Genomic DNA, 17,353 nt, shown 5'->3' on the forward strand with positions numbered 1-17,353 from the left:
TCCGTCCCGCACGGCGTCTCACGCCTGGGTCAGCACCACGCACGACTCGCCCGGCACGTTCAGTACGCCGTCCGTGAGCGGCGCCGCGACCGGGTCCCAGGACGCCAGCACACGCCCCTTGCGGACGCCGAGCGGGATCACCGCCGGATCCTTGGACAGGTTCACCGCCACCCGGACGTCACCGCGCCGCACGGCCAGCCAGCGGGCCTCCGGATCGTGCGCCACCCGGACCGCCGCGAGATCGGGGTCCGAGAGGTCGGCCTGCCGGTGGCGCAGCGCGATCAGCTCGCGGTACCAGGCGAGCAGACGCGCGTGGGCCGGTGCCTCCGGCTCCGACCAGTCCAGACAGGACCGGTCCCGGGTCGCCGGGTCCTGCGGGTCCGGCACGTCCTCCTCCGCCCAGCCGTGCGCCGCGAACTCCCGCCGCCTGCCCCGGCGTACGGCCTCCGCGAGCTCGGGGTCCGTGTGATCGGTGAAGAACTGCCACGGCGTTCCCGCGCCCCACTCCTCGCCCATGAACAGCATCGGCGTGAACGGCGCGGTGAGTGTCAGCGCCGCCGCGCAGGCCAGCAGCCCGGGGGAGAGGGAGGCGGACAGCCGGTCGCCCTGGGCGCGGTTGCCGATCTGGTCGTGGGTCTGTGTGTACCCGAGGAGACGCTGCGCCGAGATCCGCGCGCGGTCGATCGGCCTGCCGTGGTGCCGGCCGCGGAAGCTGGAGTAGCTGCCGTTGTGGAAGAAGCCCGAGGTCAGCGTCTTGCTCAGGGCCGCGAGCGGCGCCCGCGCGAAGTCGGCGTAATAGCCCTGCCCCTCGCCGGTCAGCGTGGTGTGCAGGGCGTGGTGGAAGTCGTCGTTCCACTGGGCGTCCAGACCGAGACCGCCCTCCTCGCGGGAGGTGATGAGCCGCGGGTCGTTCAGGTCCGACTCGCCGATCAGGAACAGCGGCCGGCCCAGCTCGCCCGCGACCGCGCCCACCGCCGCCGACAACTCCTCCAGGAAGTGCAGCGCCCGGGTGTCCTTCAGCGCGTGCACCGCGTCCAGGCGCAGCCCGTCGAGCCGGTAGTCGCGCAGCCAGGCCAGCGCACTGCCCACGAAGTAGTCGCGCACCTCGTCCGAGCCCGGCGCGTCCAGGTTCACCGCCGAACCCCACGGCGTCTGATGCGTGTCCGTGAAGTAGGGCCCGAACGCGGGCAGGTAGTTGCCGGACGGCCCGAGGTGGTTGTGCACGACGTCCAGGACGACGCCCAGGCCGAGTTCGTGCGCCCGGTCGACGAAACGCTTCAACGCCTCGGGGCCGCCGTACGGTTCGTGCACCGCCCACAGGGAGACGCCCTCGTACCCCCAGCCGTGCCGCCCGGGGAACGGACACAGAGGCATCAACTCGACGTGAGTGATGCCCAGTTCGGCCAGATGGCCGAGCCGCTCGGCCGCCGCGTCCAGCGTGCCCTCGGGTGTGTACGTCCCCACGTGCAGCTCGTACAGGACCGCTCCCGGCAGCGCGCGCCCGGCCCACTCGGACCGCCACGCGTACCGCGCCTGGTCGACCACCGCGCTCAGCCCGTCAGGACCGTCGGGCTGCCGTCGCGAGCGCGGATCGGGCAGTACGGGCCCGTCGTCGACCGCGAAGCCGTACCGCGTCCCGTCCCGCGCGTCCGCCTCGGCACTCCACCATCCCGGACGGCCCGGATCGCGCTCCATCGCGCTCGTGACGTCGTCGCAGTGGAGTGTCAACCGGTCGGCGTGCGGTGCCCACACCTCGAATCGCACAGAGTTCCCCCTTGTCGGCTCAGCGTGACCCAGCCCGTCCATGGTGCTCCACGCGAGATCAATGCGCTTTCCGATCCACCCTTTTGCCGCGTGTCCGTCGCCCATTGGGCGCGAACCGACCCTGTCGGCTTCCCCTGCTCTCGACCGGTTTTCTGGACACGTCGTCGTCGCTGACCGACAATCACGAGCGTGACGTCGTCCTTCGAGTTCCACACGTACCCCGCGCGGCTGTCCGACGCGGAGCGCGACCGGGCGCTCAAGTCGCTCCGTGACGGCGTCGCCCTCGGCCGCCTCTCGCACGACACGTTCATCCGCCGGATGGAGCTGGCCCTGGCCGCCCGACGGTCCGAGGAACTCGCCGTGCTCACCGCCGACCTGCCGACCGAGAACCGCTGGTCGAAGGCGGTCTTCGGGACCGTGGAGGCCGTCTCCGGCTTCACCGTCCGGCTGCGCAGGGCCTGGCAGGCCGAGCGGCTCCCCAAGCTCCAGCTGCCCAACCCCGGCAGCCCGTACCCGCTGCGGATAGGCCGCGACCCGGCCAGCGGGCTCCGGCTCAACCACGAGACGGTCTCCCGCGTCCACGCCGAACTCAGCAGGCAGAGCGGCGTATGGGTGCTGCGCGACCTCGGCTCGACCAACGGCACGACGGTCAACGGCCGCCGCGTCGTCGGCGTCTCCGTCGTCCGGGACGGCGACCAGATCGGCTTCGGCCGCATGCTGTTCCGCCTCACCTCGGACTGACCCGGCGCGGTCCGGCGCCACGGACCGTCCCGGGTGCCTGCCCGTCGGCCGGGGGCGGCCGACCGGACATCGGTGCCCTCGACATCCTTCGCGCGCAGAGGTGTTGACGTGGACCGGAGCCCGTGACTGACTGTAGGGACACCGTGTACACCAGGTGAGCCGACGGCACCGCGTGAGGGGGTGTGTCCTGCCGCCTCTGCGCCGCTACCCGACCGTGCACGAACTCGGCGTCCACGCCGCCGCGCTCGCCGCCCGCCGCCCCGAGGACGTCCGGCTGCGCCGCGTGGGCACCTCCCGGGCCGGCGCGCCGCTGTGGCTCCTGTCGGTCGGACACGGCAGCCGGCAGGCCCTCGTCGTCGCCGGACCGCACGCCAACGAACCCGTGGGCGGGGCCACCGCCCTGCGACTGGCCGAGCGGGTCCTCGCCGACCCCCGGCTCACCGAGGGCGCCGACGCCACCTGGAACCTGCTGCTGTGCCTCGACCCCGACGGCTCCCGCCGCAACGAGACCTGGCTGTCCGGCCCGTACACACTCGGCCACTACTTCCGGCACTTCTTCCGGCCCGGCTTCCTGGAGCAGCCCGAGTGGCTGCCCGAGGGCGAGGGCGGCGCCGTCCTGCCGGAGACCCGCACCCTGCTCGACCTCCAGGACGAACTGCGGCCCTTCCTCCAGTGCTCGCTGCACGGCGTCGACGTGGGCGGCGCCTTCGTCGAGCTGACCCGCGACCTGCCGGGACTCGCCCAGCGCGTCGCACACAGCGCCGCACGCCTCGGCATCCCGCGCGAACTCGGCCCGTACGACACCCTGTACTGGCCGATGCTCGGGCCCGCCGTCTACCGCGTCCCGCCGCCGCGTACCGGCGATCTCGCCGCCGCCATCACGGAGGCCGCCGTCGAGTCCACCTGGTTCCACCCTCAGCCGTACGGCACGGTGACCGCGATCGTCGAGGCGCCCATGTGGGGCGTCGACGCCGTCGAGGACCCCGCACGGCCCGCCGACCCCGACGCCGTCCTGCGCTCGGTGAGCCATGTCCTGCGCCGCGGCACGCAGCACCTGGAGAGCGTCCTCGCGCGCGTGCGGCCCGGCCTGGGCACCTCGCCGGCGGTCGCGCGGCTGCTCGCCCCGGTCGACGACTATTTACTGGTCGGCCCCGGCATCGCCGACTCCTGGGACCCCGACGTACGGGACTCCACGACCCGCGCCCTGCCGCCCCTCGACACCGCCCGGCTGACCGCCCTGCGGCTCGCCGGGCGCCGGGTCGCCCTGCGCACGGCGGGACTGCTGCACCAGCTCGTGACCGCCACCGGCCGCGATCCGGGGGGTGTGCTGCCCGAGCTCGACCGGCTCATCGACCTGTGGTGCGCCGACTACCGCGACGGCTGCGGCGCGTACTGGATACCGGTGGCCCGTCAGGTCGAGTACCAGGCGCGCGTGGTGCTCGCCGTGTTCGACCTGGCGGGACGGCACCCGCGCGTGAGCCCCGCCGCGCGCGACTCCGGGTGGGGCGCGGTGCCGCGGCCCACGGCACCCGTGCGCCGGGACTGACCCGGGCGCGGGGACAGGGGCGGAGCGACCGTTCGCGGGGTCAGGCGGCGCTGTCGCGCGCGTGGCGGGCCGCCGCGACGACCGTACGGGCCTGGTGCTCGACCTGGTTCTCCAACGGCACCCAGCGCGCCCGGAACCGCTCGGCGAAGGCCTCGCTCCAGGAGGCGACCAGATCCGCGAGCAGCGGGACCTCGGAGTCGTCCACCTCCTGGAGGACCCGCAGCAGCATCGACGCGGCCCGCAGCGGAAGACGCCGGCCGAACGCGTCGACGCTGCCCACGTACGCCATCGTCAGGTCCGCCGGGGGAGTCTGCGACCAGTCACCGGCGAGACCCGGCACCAGTTCCAGGGCCCACTTCGCGGCCCGCAGCAGCGGACCGTCGGGTCCCCGCAGCCGGGGCGCGGCCCGCCCGAGCACCGCCTCCACCTGCACCGCGTCCGTCAGCAGCCGACGGGCCAGCCGGCGCAGCGCCGCGGCGGGATCGGGGTGCGGCGCCGGATCGTCGACCAGGTCGCTCGCCCACATCGGCACCTCGACGACCGCCGTCAGACCGCCGTAGCGGTGGGCGTGGTACCAGGTGCTGTGCCGCGCGTCGTCCGGCATGCTCGGGTACGCGGTGTCCGAGCCGGGCGCCGGCATCACATGCACCCCGGGCCCGGAGGCGGGCCAGCCCGCCGCGTCCGACGCGGCCGTCTCGACGGGTATGTGCAGCTCGGCGGCCGACTTGGCGAACGGCTCGGCGAGACCGGGGATGTCCTTGGTCAACTGCACCCAGCTGCCGCCCAGATCGGTCCCGTGCAGGGTCACCTGGAGGTAGGGCCGCAGCTCGTCGATGACCCGGGTGAGCGCGCGGGTCTCCGGCGGCAGCCGGTCGGGCGGCAGCACGGAGGGCGACCACTCCGGCTGCTCGGGACCCGCGGGGCGGAAGAAGCCCAGGTGGTAGTCGAGGAGCGTGCGTGGAGCGGGCGTCACATGCAGGCTCGCCCCGTCCGGGTCCGCGCAGAGCAGGAAGTGCCACGAGGTGTCCCTGCGCAACTCCCGCTGGAGCAGGATGCGTTCGGCCAGATGCAACGACGTCGAACCACCGGTCGGTTCGTTCGCGTGGGCACCCGCGACGACGAGGACCGCGCGCCGCGCGCGCCCGACCGACAGCAGGTGGAGGGGTCTTCCCCCGCGGGAGACGCCCACCTGCCTGAGGACACACAGGTCCGGTCGGTGGGCCGCCAACGCCCGCGCGGACGTCACGATTTCGGTCACACTGGGGTAGCGCAACTCCGGCAGGTGACTCACCCCCGACCTGTCCGCCCTGCGTCGCTTTCGGCAGTACTCCACGCTCTTGGAGAACTGTCGAGGATTTGAAGGGGCGGCGCCAGAGGGCACCCGGCGGCACTTCTCCCCGCGCCGGGCCGAACCGGCCGGACGGACCGGCCCGTCCCGCACGCGCGCCCCGTTCCGGGCCGGCGCGGAACAGCCCACCGGCCTGCGGAGAACCCGGCGGCCGTCCGTGAGGAACGGCGGCGCAGCCGTGCGCGTGACCGGCCCCACGGTGCCTCCTCCCGCGGAGCCCGGCACGGCGATTCACCCGTACGGGCGTACGTGGACGGCGGCCCGACCCGCGCGATGGTCCGCTGGGAGGAACGCGCGCCCGGTCCGGCGCTCAGACCCGAGATGGAGGCCCGCGGTGCTCTGTCCACACGGCCTTCCCGGCGAAGGCGCCCCGGCCGCCCCGCGATCCGCCCCGTCCCTCCCGGCCGGCCCGCCGTCCGGGCGTCCGTTTCCACCGTCGGCGCCCGCCGGGCACCTGTCGGACGTGCCGCCGGCAGCCTCGCCCGCCGTCCCGACGGCCCCGCCGCGTCCCGCGCGAGGAGGCCCGTACGGAGCCCCGCCGCTCCGGCCCGCGCCCGCGGGCAGCGCGCCGAGCCTGCTCGACCCCGGCACCGAGCGCGACCCGTACCCCCTCTACCGCACCCTGCGCGGGCGCTTCCCCCTGCTGTACGACGAGCCCTTCGGCGCCTGGCTGATCAGCCGGTACGCCGACGTGCGCGCCGCCCTCGCCGACCCCCGGCTCGCCGCTCCGGAGCCCGGCCCCGCCCTGGCCCACCTGGACACCGGCGCACCCGACGCCCACCGGGCCCTCGTGTCCGCGGCGTTCCAGGACGGCGCGCCCGCCGCCCTGGCCGCCGGCGTCGAGCGCGCCGCGTACGTCCTGGCCCTGCGCCTGGCTGGCCGTCAGGACGTCGATCTCGTGGCCGAGTTCTGCCAGTGGCTGCCGACCGCGGCGGTCGTCTCCGCCCTCGGGCTGCCGTACGAGGCCACCGCGCGGGTGCACTCCCGGTGCCGGGCGGGCCTCGACCACCTCGGGGGTCACCACCCCGCACTGGCGGACCTGCTGGGCCCCCACATCGCCCGCCGCCGCGCCCACCCCGGCGACGATCTGCTGTCCCTGCTGTGCACGGCCCGGACCGACGGGCGGCCGCTCACCGACGAGGCCGTGACGGTCGTGGCCGGGGTCCTGCTGGGCGCGGGCGGCGGCACCACCGCGCGGGCCCTCGCCACCTTCCTCGCCAACCTTCTCGACCACCCGGGCCAGTTGGACGAGATCCGGAACCGCCCCGAGCTGGCGGACGGCGCCTGGGCCGAGTCGCTGCGCCGCGATCCGCCGCTGCACGTGGTGCCGCGCCGGGCGCTGGAGACGATCGGCCCGATCCCCGCCGGCGCCACCGTGGCCTGCCTGCTCGGCGCCGCGGGGCGCGACCCGCGGCGGTTCGCCGACCCCGACCGCTACGACGCCTTCCGCGCCGACCCGGGCGCCCTCGCGTACGGCTCGGGGCGGCACTTCTGCCCGGGCACCTCACTCGCCCGGCTGACCGCGGTGCACGGACTGCGGGCCCTCCTCGACGTCCTGCCGCACCTCCGCCGGGTACCGGGGGACCGGCCCCCGGCGGAGGGACTGGTCAGCCGCTCGCCGCGGACCCTGCCGGTCCGGCTGTGCCGACCCGCTCCAGCAGCACCGCGGGCGACCGCCCGAAGAGGTCCGCCACACGTGCGTGGCCGGTGAACACCCGCTCCGGGGTGTCCGGGGAGAGCACGTCGGCCCATCGTCCTTCGGGGAGCGCGAGACGGGTGTCGCCCCAGCCGCCGGCCTCCGCGAGCCGCAGCGACAGCCGGGTGACCGCCGTGACCACGTCACCGGACCGGACGAACGCCAGGCAGTGCCCGGCAGCGGGGCCCTCGGCGGACAGCGGCGTGTACGTCGCCGCGTCACCGAAGACGTCCGGGCGCCGGGCCCGCAGCCGCAGCGCGGCCACCGTGAGCGCCACCTTCTCCTCGGAGGTGTCCCGGGGGGCGAACGCCCCCCGGTTGTCCGGGTCGACCAGCGCCCGGTACTCGCCCTCCGTCCCCTGGTACACGTCCGGCACCCCGGGCATCGTCAGATGGACCAGAGCGGCCCCGAGGACGTTCGCCCGGACGTGCGGCGCCAGCGAGGCGCGGAAGGCGGCTACGCGCCGCCCGGGAGGCCCGCACGGCCCCGCGGCCACGAACGCCGCCACCGCGTCCTCGTAGGCGGGGTCCCGCTCCGTCCAGGCGGTGTGCGTGCCGGCCTCCCGGATGTGCTTCAGCAGCGCGTCCTGGACCCGTGCCTCGTGGGCCGCGGCGGATCCGGCCGCGGCGCCGTCGCCGGTGACCGCCTCCTCCGCCGGGCCGAGGCCGAACACCGTCTGCCACGCCGCCCACGCCACCTGCGGGTCCGGCATCCCCGCACCCTCGCCGGACACCTCCTCCAGGACGTCGGACCAGCGGTCCGGGCACTGGGAGAGGACCGAGACGGCGGCGCGCACGTCGGCGCTGCGTTTCGCGTCGTGGGTCGACAGGACGGTCCCGGCGACGGGCCAGTCGCGCTGGACGCGCGCGCAATAGGCGTGGAAGTCCTCCGGGGACACCGCGGGCCTGCCCGGATCCCCGCCCACCTCGTTCGCCGACAGCAGCGGCACATAGCGGTAGAACGCGGTGTCCTCCACGGACTTGGCCCGCAGCGCCGACGACGTCTGCGCGAACCGGGCCCGGAACTCGGCCCGCTCCGGCCCGTCGCCGCCCCGGCCGAGCACCAGGTCCCGGACGACGTCCACGGCGTGCGCCTCCTCCGGCACCGTGAACGCGGCCCTGGCCTCGTCGGCGGCCTGCTCGGTCACCACCAGGGAGGCGTCCGTGGACGGGTACGGCCGGTACACCTCCATTCGGACCAGCAGCTCGCGGAGCGCGGCGCCGAGCGCCCAGGGGGCGTGATCGCGCAGGGCGGGGTCGGGGGAGGCGGCGCACAGCCGGCTCACCACGCGCGTGAGGCGGTCGACCTCCGTGGCCAGTTCGTGCGTGACCACCTTGTACGCGGCCCGCCGCACCGTCGTCGCCCAGTGACCGCCCCGGTCCGCCTGCGGGGCCGCGAACCGCCGGTAGCGACCGAGCAACTGGCTCGCGCCCGCCGCATCGGCGAACAGGCCGTCGACCTGGCGCAGCGCGTCGTACCCGGTGGTGCCCGCCACGGGCCACGCGGCCGGCAGGGGCTCGCCGTCCGCGAGGATCTTCTCCACCACCGTCCACCGCCCGCCGGTCGCCTCGTGCAGCCGGCGCAGATACGCGTCCGGGTCCGCGAGGCCGTCCGGGTGGTCGATGCGCAGCCCTTCGACCACCCCCTCGTCGAGCAGTTCCAGGATCTTCGCGTGGGTGGCCGTGAACACCTCGGGATCCTCGACCCGCACCCCGATCAGCTCCGAGATGCTGAAGAAGCGGCGGTAGTTCAGCTCGGTGCGGGCCAGCCGCCACCACGCCGGGCGGTACCACTGGGCGTCCAGGAGCTGCGGCATCGGCAGCTTCTCGGTGCCCGCGCGCAGCGGGAACACGTGGTCGTAGTAGCGCAGTATGTCGCCGTCGACCTTCAGGTGCCCGATCTCGGCACCGAGCCGGTCCCCGAGCACCGGCAGCAGCAGCCGGCCGCCCTGGGCCTCCCAGTCGATGTCGAACCACCGCGCGTACGGCGACTCGGGGCCCTCGCGCAGCACCTCCCACAGGGCACGGTTGTGGCGCGGGGCCATCGCCATGTGGTTCGGCACGATGTCGACGACGAGGCCGAGACCGTGCTCCCGCGCGGTGCGGGCCAGCGAGCGCAGGCCCTCCTCGCCGCCCAGTTCGGCCCGCACGCGCGCGTGGTCCACGACGTCGTAGCCGTGCGTCGAGCCCGGCACCGCCTCCAGGATCGGCGACAGGTGCAGATGGGAGACGCCGAGCGAGGCCAGGTACGGCACGGCCGCCTCCGCCCTCGCGAAGGGGAACTCCGGCTGGAGCTGGAGCCGGTAGGTGGAGGTGGGGACGACGGGGGGCACCGGGCCGGGGACCACCGAGTCCGCCAACGTCGGTTCGGGACGCTCAGGTGTCATGGGGACTTACGTACCCGCCCCGCAGCCTTTCCTGTCACCCCTGCGCCGCACAGCGCTCGCACGGCGTCGGCGGGGGCCCGGCGCGGGCCGCCCCCGCGCGGTGAGGCGCACACGAACGCGTGCGCCTCCGGGAAGGGAGGCGCACGCGCGTGTGCCGGTGGCCGGGCGGTCCTAGGCGGGCCGCTGAAGCACCGTCATGCTCCGGTCGACGAGGGTCAGCCGGTCACCGGCGTCGACCTTCGCGCCCGCCCCCGGCGCGATGCCCCCGGGGAGGGAGGTGTCGACGACGACCTGCCACTGGCGGCCGTGGTCGACCGGCACGACGAAGTCCAGGGACTTCGGCGAGGCGTTGAACAGCAGCAGGAAGGAGTCGTCGGCGATGCGCTCCCCGCGCGGGCCCGGTTCGGAGATCGCGTTGCCGTTGAGGAAGACCGACAGCGCCCGGGCCGTCGCGGAGCCCCAGTCGTGCTCGGTCATCTCCTGGCCCTCGGGCGTGAACCACGCGATGTCGGACAGCTCGTCGTGGGTCCCCTGGACGGGCCGCCCGTGGAAGAAGCGCCGCCGCCGGAAGACCGGGTGGTCGCGGCGCAGCCACACCATCGCGCGCGTGAAGTCGAGGAGTTCGCAGTCCTCCTCCGGCCACGGCACCCAGGCCAGCTCGCTGTCCTGGCAGTACGCGTTGTTGTTGCCGCCCTGGGAGCGCGCGAACTCGTCGCCGTGGCTGAGCATCGGCACGCCCTGGGAGAGCATCAGCGTGGCGATGAAGTTGCGCCGCTGTCGGCCGCGCAGCGCCAGGACGCCCTCGTCGTCCGTCTCGCCCTCGGCGCCGCAGTTCCACGAACGGTTGTGGCTCTCGCCGTCGCGGTTCTCCTCCCCGTTGGCGTCGTTGTGCTTGTCGTTGTACGAGACGAGGTCGTTCAGGGTGAAGCCGTCGTGGCAGGTGACGAAGTTGATGGAGGCGAGGGGCCGCCGTCCGTCGTCCTGGTAGAGGTCGGAGGAGCCGGTCAGCCGCCCGGCGAACTCGGCGAGCGTGCGCGGCTCCCCCCGCCACATGTCCCGCACGGTGTCGCGGTACTTGCCGTTCCACTCGGTCCACAGGGGCGGGAAGTTGCCGACCTGGTAGCCGCCCTCGCCGACGTCCCAGGGTTCGGCGATCAGCTTCACCTGGGAGACCACCGGGTCCTGCTGGACGAGGTCGAAGAACGACGACAGCCGGTCCACCTCGTGGAACTGGCGGGCCAGGGTGGCCGCCAGGTCGAAGCGGAAGCCGTCCACGTGCATCTCGGTGACCCAGTAGCGCAGCGAGTCCATGATGAGCTGGAGCACGTGCGGGGAGCGCATGAGCAGCGAGTTGCCGGTGCCCGTGGTGTCCATGTAGTAGCGGGGGTCGTCCGCCAGCCGGTAGTACGAGGCGTTGTCGAGGCCGCGGAAGGACAGCGTGGGGCCCAGGTGGTTGCCCTCGGCCGTGTGGTTGTAGACCACGTCGAGGATGACCTCGATGTTCGCCTCGTGCAGGGCCCGGACGGCCGATTTGAACTCCAGGACCTGCTGGCCGCGGTCGCCCCAGGAGGCGTACGCGTTGTGCGGGGCGAAGAAGCCGATGGTGTTGTAGCCCCAGTAGTTGTTGAGGCCCATGTCGACCAGACGGTGGTCGTTCACGAACTGGTGTACGGGCATCAGCTCCAGTGCCGTGACGCCCAGTTCCGTCAGGTGTTCGATGATCGCCGGATGGGCGAGGGCCGCGTACGTGCCGCGCAGTTCGTCGGGAAGCGCCGGATGGCGCATCGTGAGGCCCTTGACGTGGGCCTCGTAGAGCACGGTGTGGTGGTACTCCGTACGGGGGCGCCGGTCGTCGCCCCAGTCGAAGTACGGATTCACCACGACGGACGTCATCATGTGGGGGGCGGAGTCCAGGTCGTTGCGCTTGTCGGGCGACCCGAACGGATAGCTGTACACCTCCTCGCCCCACTTGATGGCGCCGGAGATCGCCTTCGCGTACGGATCGAGCAGCAGCTTCGCCGAATTGGCGCGCTGCCCGTGCTCGGGCGCGTACCGCCCGTGCACCCGGAAGCCGTAGCGCTGCCCGGGCATGACGCCGGGCAGGTAGGCGTGCCGGACGAACGCGTCCGTCTCGCGCAGTTCCACGGCCGTCTCCGAGCCGTCGTCGTCCAGAAGACACAGCTCAATACGGTCGGCGGCCTCCGAGAAGACCGCGAAATTGGTACCGGCACCGTCGTACGTGGCACCGAGTGGATATGCCTCACCAGGCCAGACCTGCATGGATATGACTCTTCCAGTAGTGCCGTGCCCCTGGGGGCGAGTCCGAGTCGAGTCTCCCCGAAAGTGATGGAACCTCCTATGACTTACATCCCTCTTACCCCGCGACCAGGCATACCTCGTATGCCGAACCAGTGGGGCTTCGAACGACTCCTGCAAACGCAGGGGGAGTAGGGGGAAATGTGCGCAGGACAGTGCACCGCCATCTGGGCAAGGTGGTGGCGGGCGCGGCCATCGCGGTGGCCGGTACGGCCGTGATGATCGGCATCACTCTTCCGGGGTCGGCGGGGGCCGACGACACCGGCGGGGGCAAAGGGGGCGGGGGGAGCGCCGAGCAGGTGGCGCAGGGCCAGGCGCCGGACGGCGCGGTGCGGCCCGGTGTCGTCGAGCAGGCGCCGGCCCAGGGGGAGAAGGGGACCGGACGTGACCCGCTGACCGACGACGAGATGAAGCGCGTCGAGCGCATCGCGGTGAGCCGGCAGCTCTTCGACTCCAGCGAGAACGTCGAGGGCGCGCGCGGACCGCAGCGCCTCGGCATCGACCTCACCGAACCCGAGACGTCCGAACTGGACGACCCGAACGCGCCACGCCGCGCCGACGTCTCGTTCTACGACTACAAGGACGACACGCTCGTCACCCGGACCGTCAACCTCGACACCGGCAAGGTCGAGCACACGGGCGTCCAGCACGACGTGCAGCCGCCGATCAGCCGGGCCGAGATGACCGAGGCCGCCGACCTGCTGATCGCCGACCCGCTCGGCGCGGGTCTGAAGGCCGACTACAAGGACGCGACCGGCGAGGCACTGACCTCGTCCGGACAGCTCGTCCTGAACAGCATGGTCTACCGCGCCACGCCCGGCGCGCAGCCCGCCGTCCTGGACGCCTGTGGCGTGCACCGGTGCGTGCGGCTCTTCCCGAAGGTCAAGAACGGGCCCTGGATCGACAGCCGTGACCTGGTGATCGACCTGAGCGCCCGCAAGGTCGGCAGGCTCGGCTGAGCGCCGGCTTCCCGCCCCGTCTTCCTTCCCACCTTCACCGCTTTCCGCAAGGAGTCACGTCCTCATGCGCGTCAACAGAAACAGCCGTGTCCGCAGCCGGGCGGCGGCGGGCCTCTCGGTGCTCGCCCTGGCCGCCGGCGCCACGACGGCGGCGGGACCGGCCGTCGCCCAGCCCAAGGCCGCACCCGCTCCGGCCCCCGACTGCAGCGCCGCCTACCGCATCGAGCAGAAGCTCGCCACCGGCACCACCTGGCGGATGTGCTGGCACTACGAGAGCGAGGCCGGACTGGTCCTGGAGGACATCTCCTACCAGCCCCCCGGCGAGGCAGCCCCGATCAAGGTCCTCAGCACCGCGAAGCTCGCCCAGATCGACGTCCCCTACGACGACGGCTCCGTCGAGTACAGCGACCTGACGGGCGCGGGGTTCGGACAGGGCCTGATGAACATGGCCCCCACCGAGTGCCCCGGCGGCACCATCAAGACGGTCAAGGTCCCCGAGGCCTGGGACCCGCAGCACGCGAACGTCAAGGGCCTGTGCACCACGACCCGTTCACGCGGGCACGCCTACCGGATGCAGGCCGACACCGGCAACAAGGTCTTCCAGAAGCAGGGCAAGGACCTGCTCGTCTACACCGTCAACAAGGTCGGCTGGTACGAGTACATCACCGAGTGGCGCTTCCAGGACGACGGCACCCTCAACATGAACGTCGGCGCCACCGGCAGTCTCTCGCCCGGTGACTACGACGCGGGCGACGGCCGCGGCTGGCCGCTCGGCAAGGGCGCCAAGGACTACGCCACCAGCCACAGCCACAACGTCTTCTGGCGGCTCAACTTCGGCCTCGACGGCTCCTCCAAGGCCAAGGTCGAGCAGTACGACTCGACGGTCAGTCCGCCCGCGCGCGGTGCCGAGGCGCCCAGCAAGAAGACCACGCTCACCAAGGTCACCAAGGAACTGGCGGGCGACGCCAAGAACTCACGCTGGTGGCGGGTCGTCAGCAACTCCGGCAAGAACAAGGACAACCACGCCCGCTCCTACGAGCTGATCCCGGGCGCGACCACCAAGTACCTCGGCCGCACCTTCACCCAGCACGACGTCTACTTCACCGAGTACAACAAGTGCGAGCAGTTCGCCAGCGACAACCTGCGCAACTGCGGTGCCGGACACGGCAAGTCCGTCGACAAGTGGGTCGGCGGACAGACCCTCACGCACCCCGTGGTCTGGGTCAACGTGGGCTTCCACCACATCGCCCGTGACGAGGACCAGCAGCCCATGCCGGTCCACTGGCAGGGCTTCTCCATCGCCCCGCGCGACGTCACCGCTATGAATCCGCTCACTCCGCCGGAGCTGGCGGACCAGAACGGGCAAGCGCAACCGCGGTAGTTGGGAAACAGCCTGTCCATCGGGCTGCACCGCCGACCGCTCCCGGAGTACCCTTCCTTGATCGTTGATTGGGGCCTGGCCCCTGGGGATTGCTCGGGGGAGCGGAAGGCGGTGCGTGGGTGGGCTCGGGAGGGCTGGAGCTGCCTCCTGGTGACGAGGGTCACGAGGGGAACTCCACAGATGTCCCACCCGGCGCGGTGTCCCTGGCACGGCCGATGGAGATGGGATCCATTGGACCGGAACTGGACTGGGGCGCCGACGCCTGGCGCGAGGTGCGCACCCGCGCGCAGCGGGCCGGCCGCGCCTACATCTGGCTGAACCTGGTCGAACAGCGGCTGCGCGCGGTCGTGGCCGCCGTCCTGCGCCCCATCTACGAACCCGTCCACGGCGACGACTGGGTGGTCGCCGCCGCGGGACCGGCCGGACAGGAATGGGTGCAGCGCGCGGTCGCCGTACGCGAAGTCAGCCGCCGCAAGGGGTACTTGCTCGATCCGGCCGACGACAACGTGCTGAGCTTCCTCACCCTGCCGCAGCTGCGCGAGCTGATGGTGCAGCACTGGCCCTGCTTCGAGCCGTACTTCGACGAGCGCCGTGACGTCGAACTCGCCCTGGACGAACTGGAAGTGACCCGGAACGTCGTCTCGCGCAACCGCGCCCTGTCCGAGGCGGTCCTCGGTCAGGCGGAGCGGGCCGCGGGGAAGCTCCTGGAGATCCTCGGCGCCGGGAGCGACGTGCCCTCCGCGCGCCGGCTGCCCGTCGACGCCGTCGAGGAGCTCGTCGGCGACCGGTACGCGGACGTCGTCGGGGTGCACTCCGACCGCGTGCGGCTGCTGCGCCAGTTCCCCGCCGAGGACCTCTTCGGGGACGCCCGCCGGCTCGACGCGATCGGCATCGGCCTCAACCTGCTGGTGCAGAACTTCTCCGGACGCCGGCTCGTCCGCCTCGCCGAGTCCGGCTGCCGGGTCCGGCTGCTGTTCCTGAACCCCGCCTCCAGCGCCGTCAAGCGGCGGGAGCGTGAACTGGGCATCAAGCGGGGCGAGTTGAGCCGCGCCGTCGAGATGAACATCCTGCACATGCGGCGGGTGCGGTCCAAGCTGCGGGACCCGGACGCCTTCGAGATCCAGGTCTTCGACGAGACCCCCCGCTTCACCGCCTACCTGGTGGACGGGGACGGCTCGGACGGCATCGCGGTCGTGCAGTCGTACCTGCGCCGCACGCGCGGCATGGAGGCGCCGGTGCTCGTGCTGAGAGGCGGCAGCCGGACGGTCAAACCGGACGACAAGGGTGAAGAGGGCCTTTTCCCGACCTACCGCGAGGAGTTCGAGGTGGCTTGGGCGGATTCACGGCCCGTGTCCTGAAACGGCACACCCGGCGCACCCGTCCCGCGCGCACCCCTCCGTCGGCGAGCGGAACGCGGTCCACGGATTGTCAGTGGCCCGTGCGATCGTGGAGACCACTGGGGGAAAGCACCACGAAGAAGGGGGGCCATCCATGGGCTGGCACCGGGAGCTGCTGATCGGCTTCGACCTGGAGACGACCGGGACCGATCCGCAGGAGGCGCGCATCGTCACGGGTGCCGTGATCGAGGTCAGGGACGGCGAGCCGAGAGGGCGCCGCGAGTGGCTGGCCGATCCGGGCGTGGAGATCCCGGCCGACGCGGTGGCCGTGCACGGGATCACGAACGAGCGGGCGGCCGCGGAGGGCCGCCCCGCCGACGAGGTCGCCGAAGCGCTCGCCGACGTCCTCACCGGCTACTGGAAGACGGGCGTCCCCGTCGTCGCGTACAACGCCGCCTTCGACCTCACGCTGCTCTCCGCCGAACTGCGGCGCCACGGGCTGCCGTCGCTGCGCGACCGGCTCGGTGGCAGCGACCCGGCGCCGGTCATCGACCCGTACACGATCGACCGCTCCATCGACCGATACCGCCGGGGCAAGCGCAACCTGGAAGCCGTCTGCACCGAGTACGGCGTGGCCCTGGACACCGCGCACGACGCCTCGGCCGACGCCCTCGCCGCCGCCCGCCTCGCCTGCGCGATAGCCGACCGCCACCCCAAGGTGGCGAGCCTCGGCCCCGCCGAACTGCACCGCAGCCAGATCGACTGGTATGCGGCGTGGGCGGCCGACTTCCAGAGCTTCCTGCGTCGCAAGGGCGAGGCCGACGCCGTGGTGGACGGCACCTGGCCCCTGCGCGACCTGGCCGGCGAACGCGTCTGAGGCGGCCCGCCCCGCCGTCCTGCGCCCTGCCCCGCTCCGCCCCTCAAGGGCTCGGCCCGTGGGTCAGAAGGGATACCAGCGCACGGTCTCGTCCCCGTCCCGCAGGGAAGCCACCCGGCGTGCGAACTCGGCCCGCGCCTTGGGATTGGCCGGCGCGTGCTGGGCGACCCAGGCGCAACTGGCGGTCTCCCGGGCGCCCCGCAGCACCGAGCAGCCCTCCCACGCCCGGACGTCCCAGCCGTAGGTCCCGGTGAACGCGTCGTACGCCTCGGCCGGAAGTCCGTAGCGGTCGCGGGAGAGCGCCATGACCACGAGGTCGTGCTCGCGCAGATCCGCCGAGAAGGTCTCCAGGTCGACCAGCACCGGTCCGTCCGGGCCGACATGGACGTTGCGGGGCAGCGCGTCGCCGTGGATCGGCCCCGGCGGCAGATGCGGGGTGAGCGCGGCGGCGGCCGAGGCGAATCCGTCGCGTCGCTCCCGCAGGTACGCGGCGTCGGCGGGATCGATCGCGTCGCCCGCCAGGCGCAGCCAGCGCTCCACCCCGCCGAGGAGCTCCCGGGGCGGCAGGGCGAAGCCGGGAGAGGGCAGCGCGTGCACGATCAGCAGCAGCTCGGCCAGATCGCGGGGCTCGGCGGGGCGTACGGCATCGGGCAGCCGGTGCCACACCGTCACCGGATGTCCGTCGACCAGCAGCGGCGCCGGCTCGGCGGCCCGCACGGCGGGAACCTCCGACGCGGCGAGCCAGCCGGCGATGTCCAGTTCCCGCCGTGCGCGGTCGAGGAGTTCGGCGTCCCGGCCGACCTTCACGACCAGGTCGCCCGCGGCGAACACCGCGTTCTCGCCGAGTGCGAGGAGCGTCGCGTCCCGCGCCGGACCCGGCAGTACGTCCGCCGCGGCCAGTACGTCCCGCGCCCGTGCCTCGTCCATCGCTCGCCTCCGTGTCCTCGCGCGCGGCCCGCGCGCTGTCGCTCGTCACGGCGTCGGGTTCACGCCATCCGTCCG

Annotated in this window: 12 protein-coding genes; 7 read left to right on the forward strand and 5 right to left on the reverse strand. The window is 73.1% G+C overall.

The window, feature by feature from the left end; translation table 11 throughout:
- Nucleotides 1–18 precede the first annotated feature (18 nt).
- On the reverse strand, nucleotides 19–1,764 hold the full coding sequence (gene treZ, locus B0675_RS18815) for a malto-oligosyltrehalose trehalohydrolase (protein WP_081219978.1): 1,746 nt from the start codon (nucleotides 1,762–1,764) through the stop codon (nucleotides 19–21).
- A 189-nt stretch (nucleotides 1,765–1,953) separates the two neighbouring features.
- On the opposite strand from treZ, the gene B0675_RS18820 reads away from it, so the two are divergent.
- Nucleotides 1,954–2,505, forward strand: a complete 552-nt coding sequence (locus B0675_RS18820) for a DUF1707 and FHA domain-containing protein (protein ID WP_081219979.1) — start codon at nucleotides 1,954–1,956, stop codon at nucleotides 2,503–2,505.
- 172 nt (nucleotides 2,506–2,677) lie between these two features.
- Entirely contained in the window at nucleotides 2,678–4,051 is a 1,374-nt protein-coding gene (locus B0675_RS18825; RefSeq protein WP_107482667.1) for a M14 family zinc carboxypeptidase, read from the forward strand.
- Between the two features lie 40 nt (nucleotides 4,052–4,091).
- Here B0675_RS18825 and B0675_RS18830 read toward each other — a convergent pair whose 3' ends face one another.
- The gene (locus tag B0675_RS18830) at nucleotides 4,092–5,342 is read right to left on the reverse strand and encodes a M14 family zinc carboxypeptidase (RefSeq protein WP_081219980.1); all 1,251 of its coding nucleotides are present in this window, start codon (nucleotides 5,340–5,342) and stop codon (nucleotides 4,092–4,094) included.
- 520 nt (nucleotides 5,343–5,862) lie between these two features.
- Here B0675_RS18830 and B0675_RS18835 point away from each other — a divergent pair.
- Nucleotides 5,863–7,110, forward strand: coding sequence for a cytochrome P450 (locus tag B0675_RS18835; RefSeq protein WP_241539812.1), 1,248 nt, complete (start codon nucleotides 5,863–5,865; stop codon nucleotides 7,108–7,110).
- On the opposite strand, the gene treY is transcribed toward B0675_RS18835, so the two are convergent.
- A complete protein-coding gene (gene treY / locus B0675_RS18840; RefSeq protein ID WP_081219981.1) occupies nucleotides 7,007–9,481 on the reverse strand; it encodes a malto-oligosyltrehalose synthase in 2,475 nt (824 codons plus the stop codon). The two genes, B0675_RS18835 and treY, sit on opposite strands and share 104 nt — an antisense overlap.
- Nucleotides 9,482–9,652: 171 nt before the next feature.
- Nucleotides 9,653–11,761, reverse strand: coding sequence for a glycogen debranching protein GlgX (glgX, locus tag B0675_RS18845; RefSeq protein ID WP_081219982.1), 2,109 nt, complete (start codon nucleotides 11,759–11,761; stop codon nucleotides 9,653–9,655).
- A 179-nt stretch (nucleotides 11,762–11,940) separates the two neighbouring features.
- On the opposite strand from glgX, the gene B0675_RS18850 reads away from it, so the two are divergent.
- From B0675_RS18850 to B0675_RS18865, 4 genes are all read left to right on the forward strand, one after another.
- Nucleotides 11,941–12,756: a Tat pathway signal sequence domain protein gene (locus B0675_RS18850; protein WP_081219983.1), complete on the forward strand. Its 816-nt coding sequence runs from the start codon at nucleotides 11,941–11,943 to the stop codon at nucleotides 12,754–12,756.
- Between the two features lie 64 nt (nucleotides 12,757–12,820).
- On the forward strand, nucleotides 12,821–14,137 hold the full coding sequence (locus tag B0675_RS18855) for a copper amine oxidase (protein WP_081219984.1): 1,317 nt from the start codon (nucleotides 12,821–12,823) through the stop codon (nucleotides 14,135–14,137).
- A 119-nt stretch (nucleotides 14,138–14,256) separates the two neighbouring features.
- Nucleotides 14,257–15,495, forward strand: coding sequence for an SAV2148 family HEPN domain-containing protein (locus B0675_RS18860; RefSeq protein ID WP_081219985.1), 1,239 nt, complete (start codon nucleotides 14,257–14,259; stop codon nucleotides 15,493–15,495).
- A 133-nt stretch (nucleotides 15,496–15,628) separates the two neighbouring features.
- Complete coding sequence (locus B0675_RS18865) at nucleotides 15,629–16,351, forward strand: 3'-5' exonuclease (protein WP_081219986.1); 723 nt, start codon at nucleotides 15,629–15,631, stop codon at nucleotides 16,349–16,351.
- Nucleotides 16,352–16,414: 63 nt separating this feature from the next.
- Here B0675_RS18865 and B0675_RS18870 read toward each other — a convergent pair whose 3' ends face one another.
- Complete coding sequence (locus tag B0675_RS18870) at nucleotides 16,415–17,278, reverse strand: aminoglycoside phosphotransferase family protein (RefSeq protein ID WP_081219987.1); 864 nt, start codon at nucleotides 17,276–17,278, stop codon at nucleotides 16,415–16,417.
- Between the last annotated feature and the right edge of the window lie 75 nt (nucleotides 17,279–17,353).

The sequence above is a fragment of the Streptomyces sp. M41(2017) genome, from assembly GCF_002078175.1.
GTDB lineage: Bacteria > Actinomycetota > Actinomycetes > Streptomycetales > Streptomycetaceae > Streptomyces.

Coding starts and splice junctions, on each gene's coding strand:
- treY (WP_081219981.1), bottom strand. CDS start 9,481: ATGACACCTGAGCGTCCCGAACCGACGTTGGCGGACTCGGTGGTCCCC.
- B0675_RS18870 (WP_081219987.1), bottom strand. CDS start 17,278: ATGGACGAGGCACGGGCGCGGGACGTACTGGCCGCGGCGGACGTACTG.
- B0675_RS18865 (WP_081219986.1), top strand. CDS start 15,629: ATGGGCTGGCACCGGGAGCTGCTGATCGGCTTCGACCTGGAGACGACC.
- glgX (WP_081219982.1), bottom strand. CDS start 11,761: ATGCAGGTCTGGCCTGGTGAGGCATATCCACTCGGTGCCACGTACGAC.
- B0675_RS18855 (WP_081219984.1), top strand. CDS start 12,821: ATGCGCGTCAACAGAAACAGCCGTGTCCGCAGCCGGGCGGCGGCGGGC.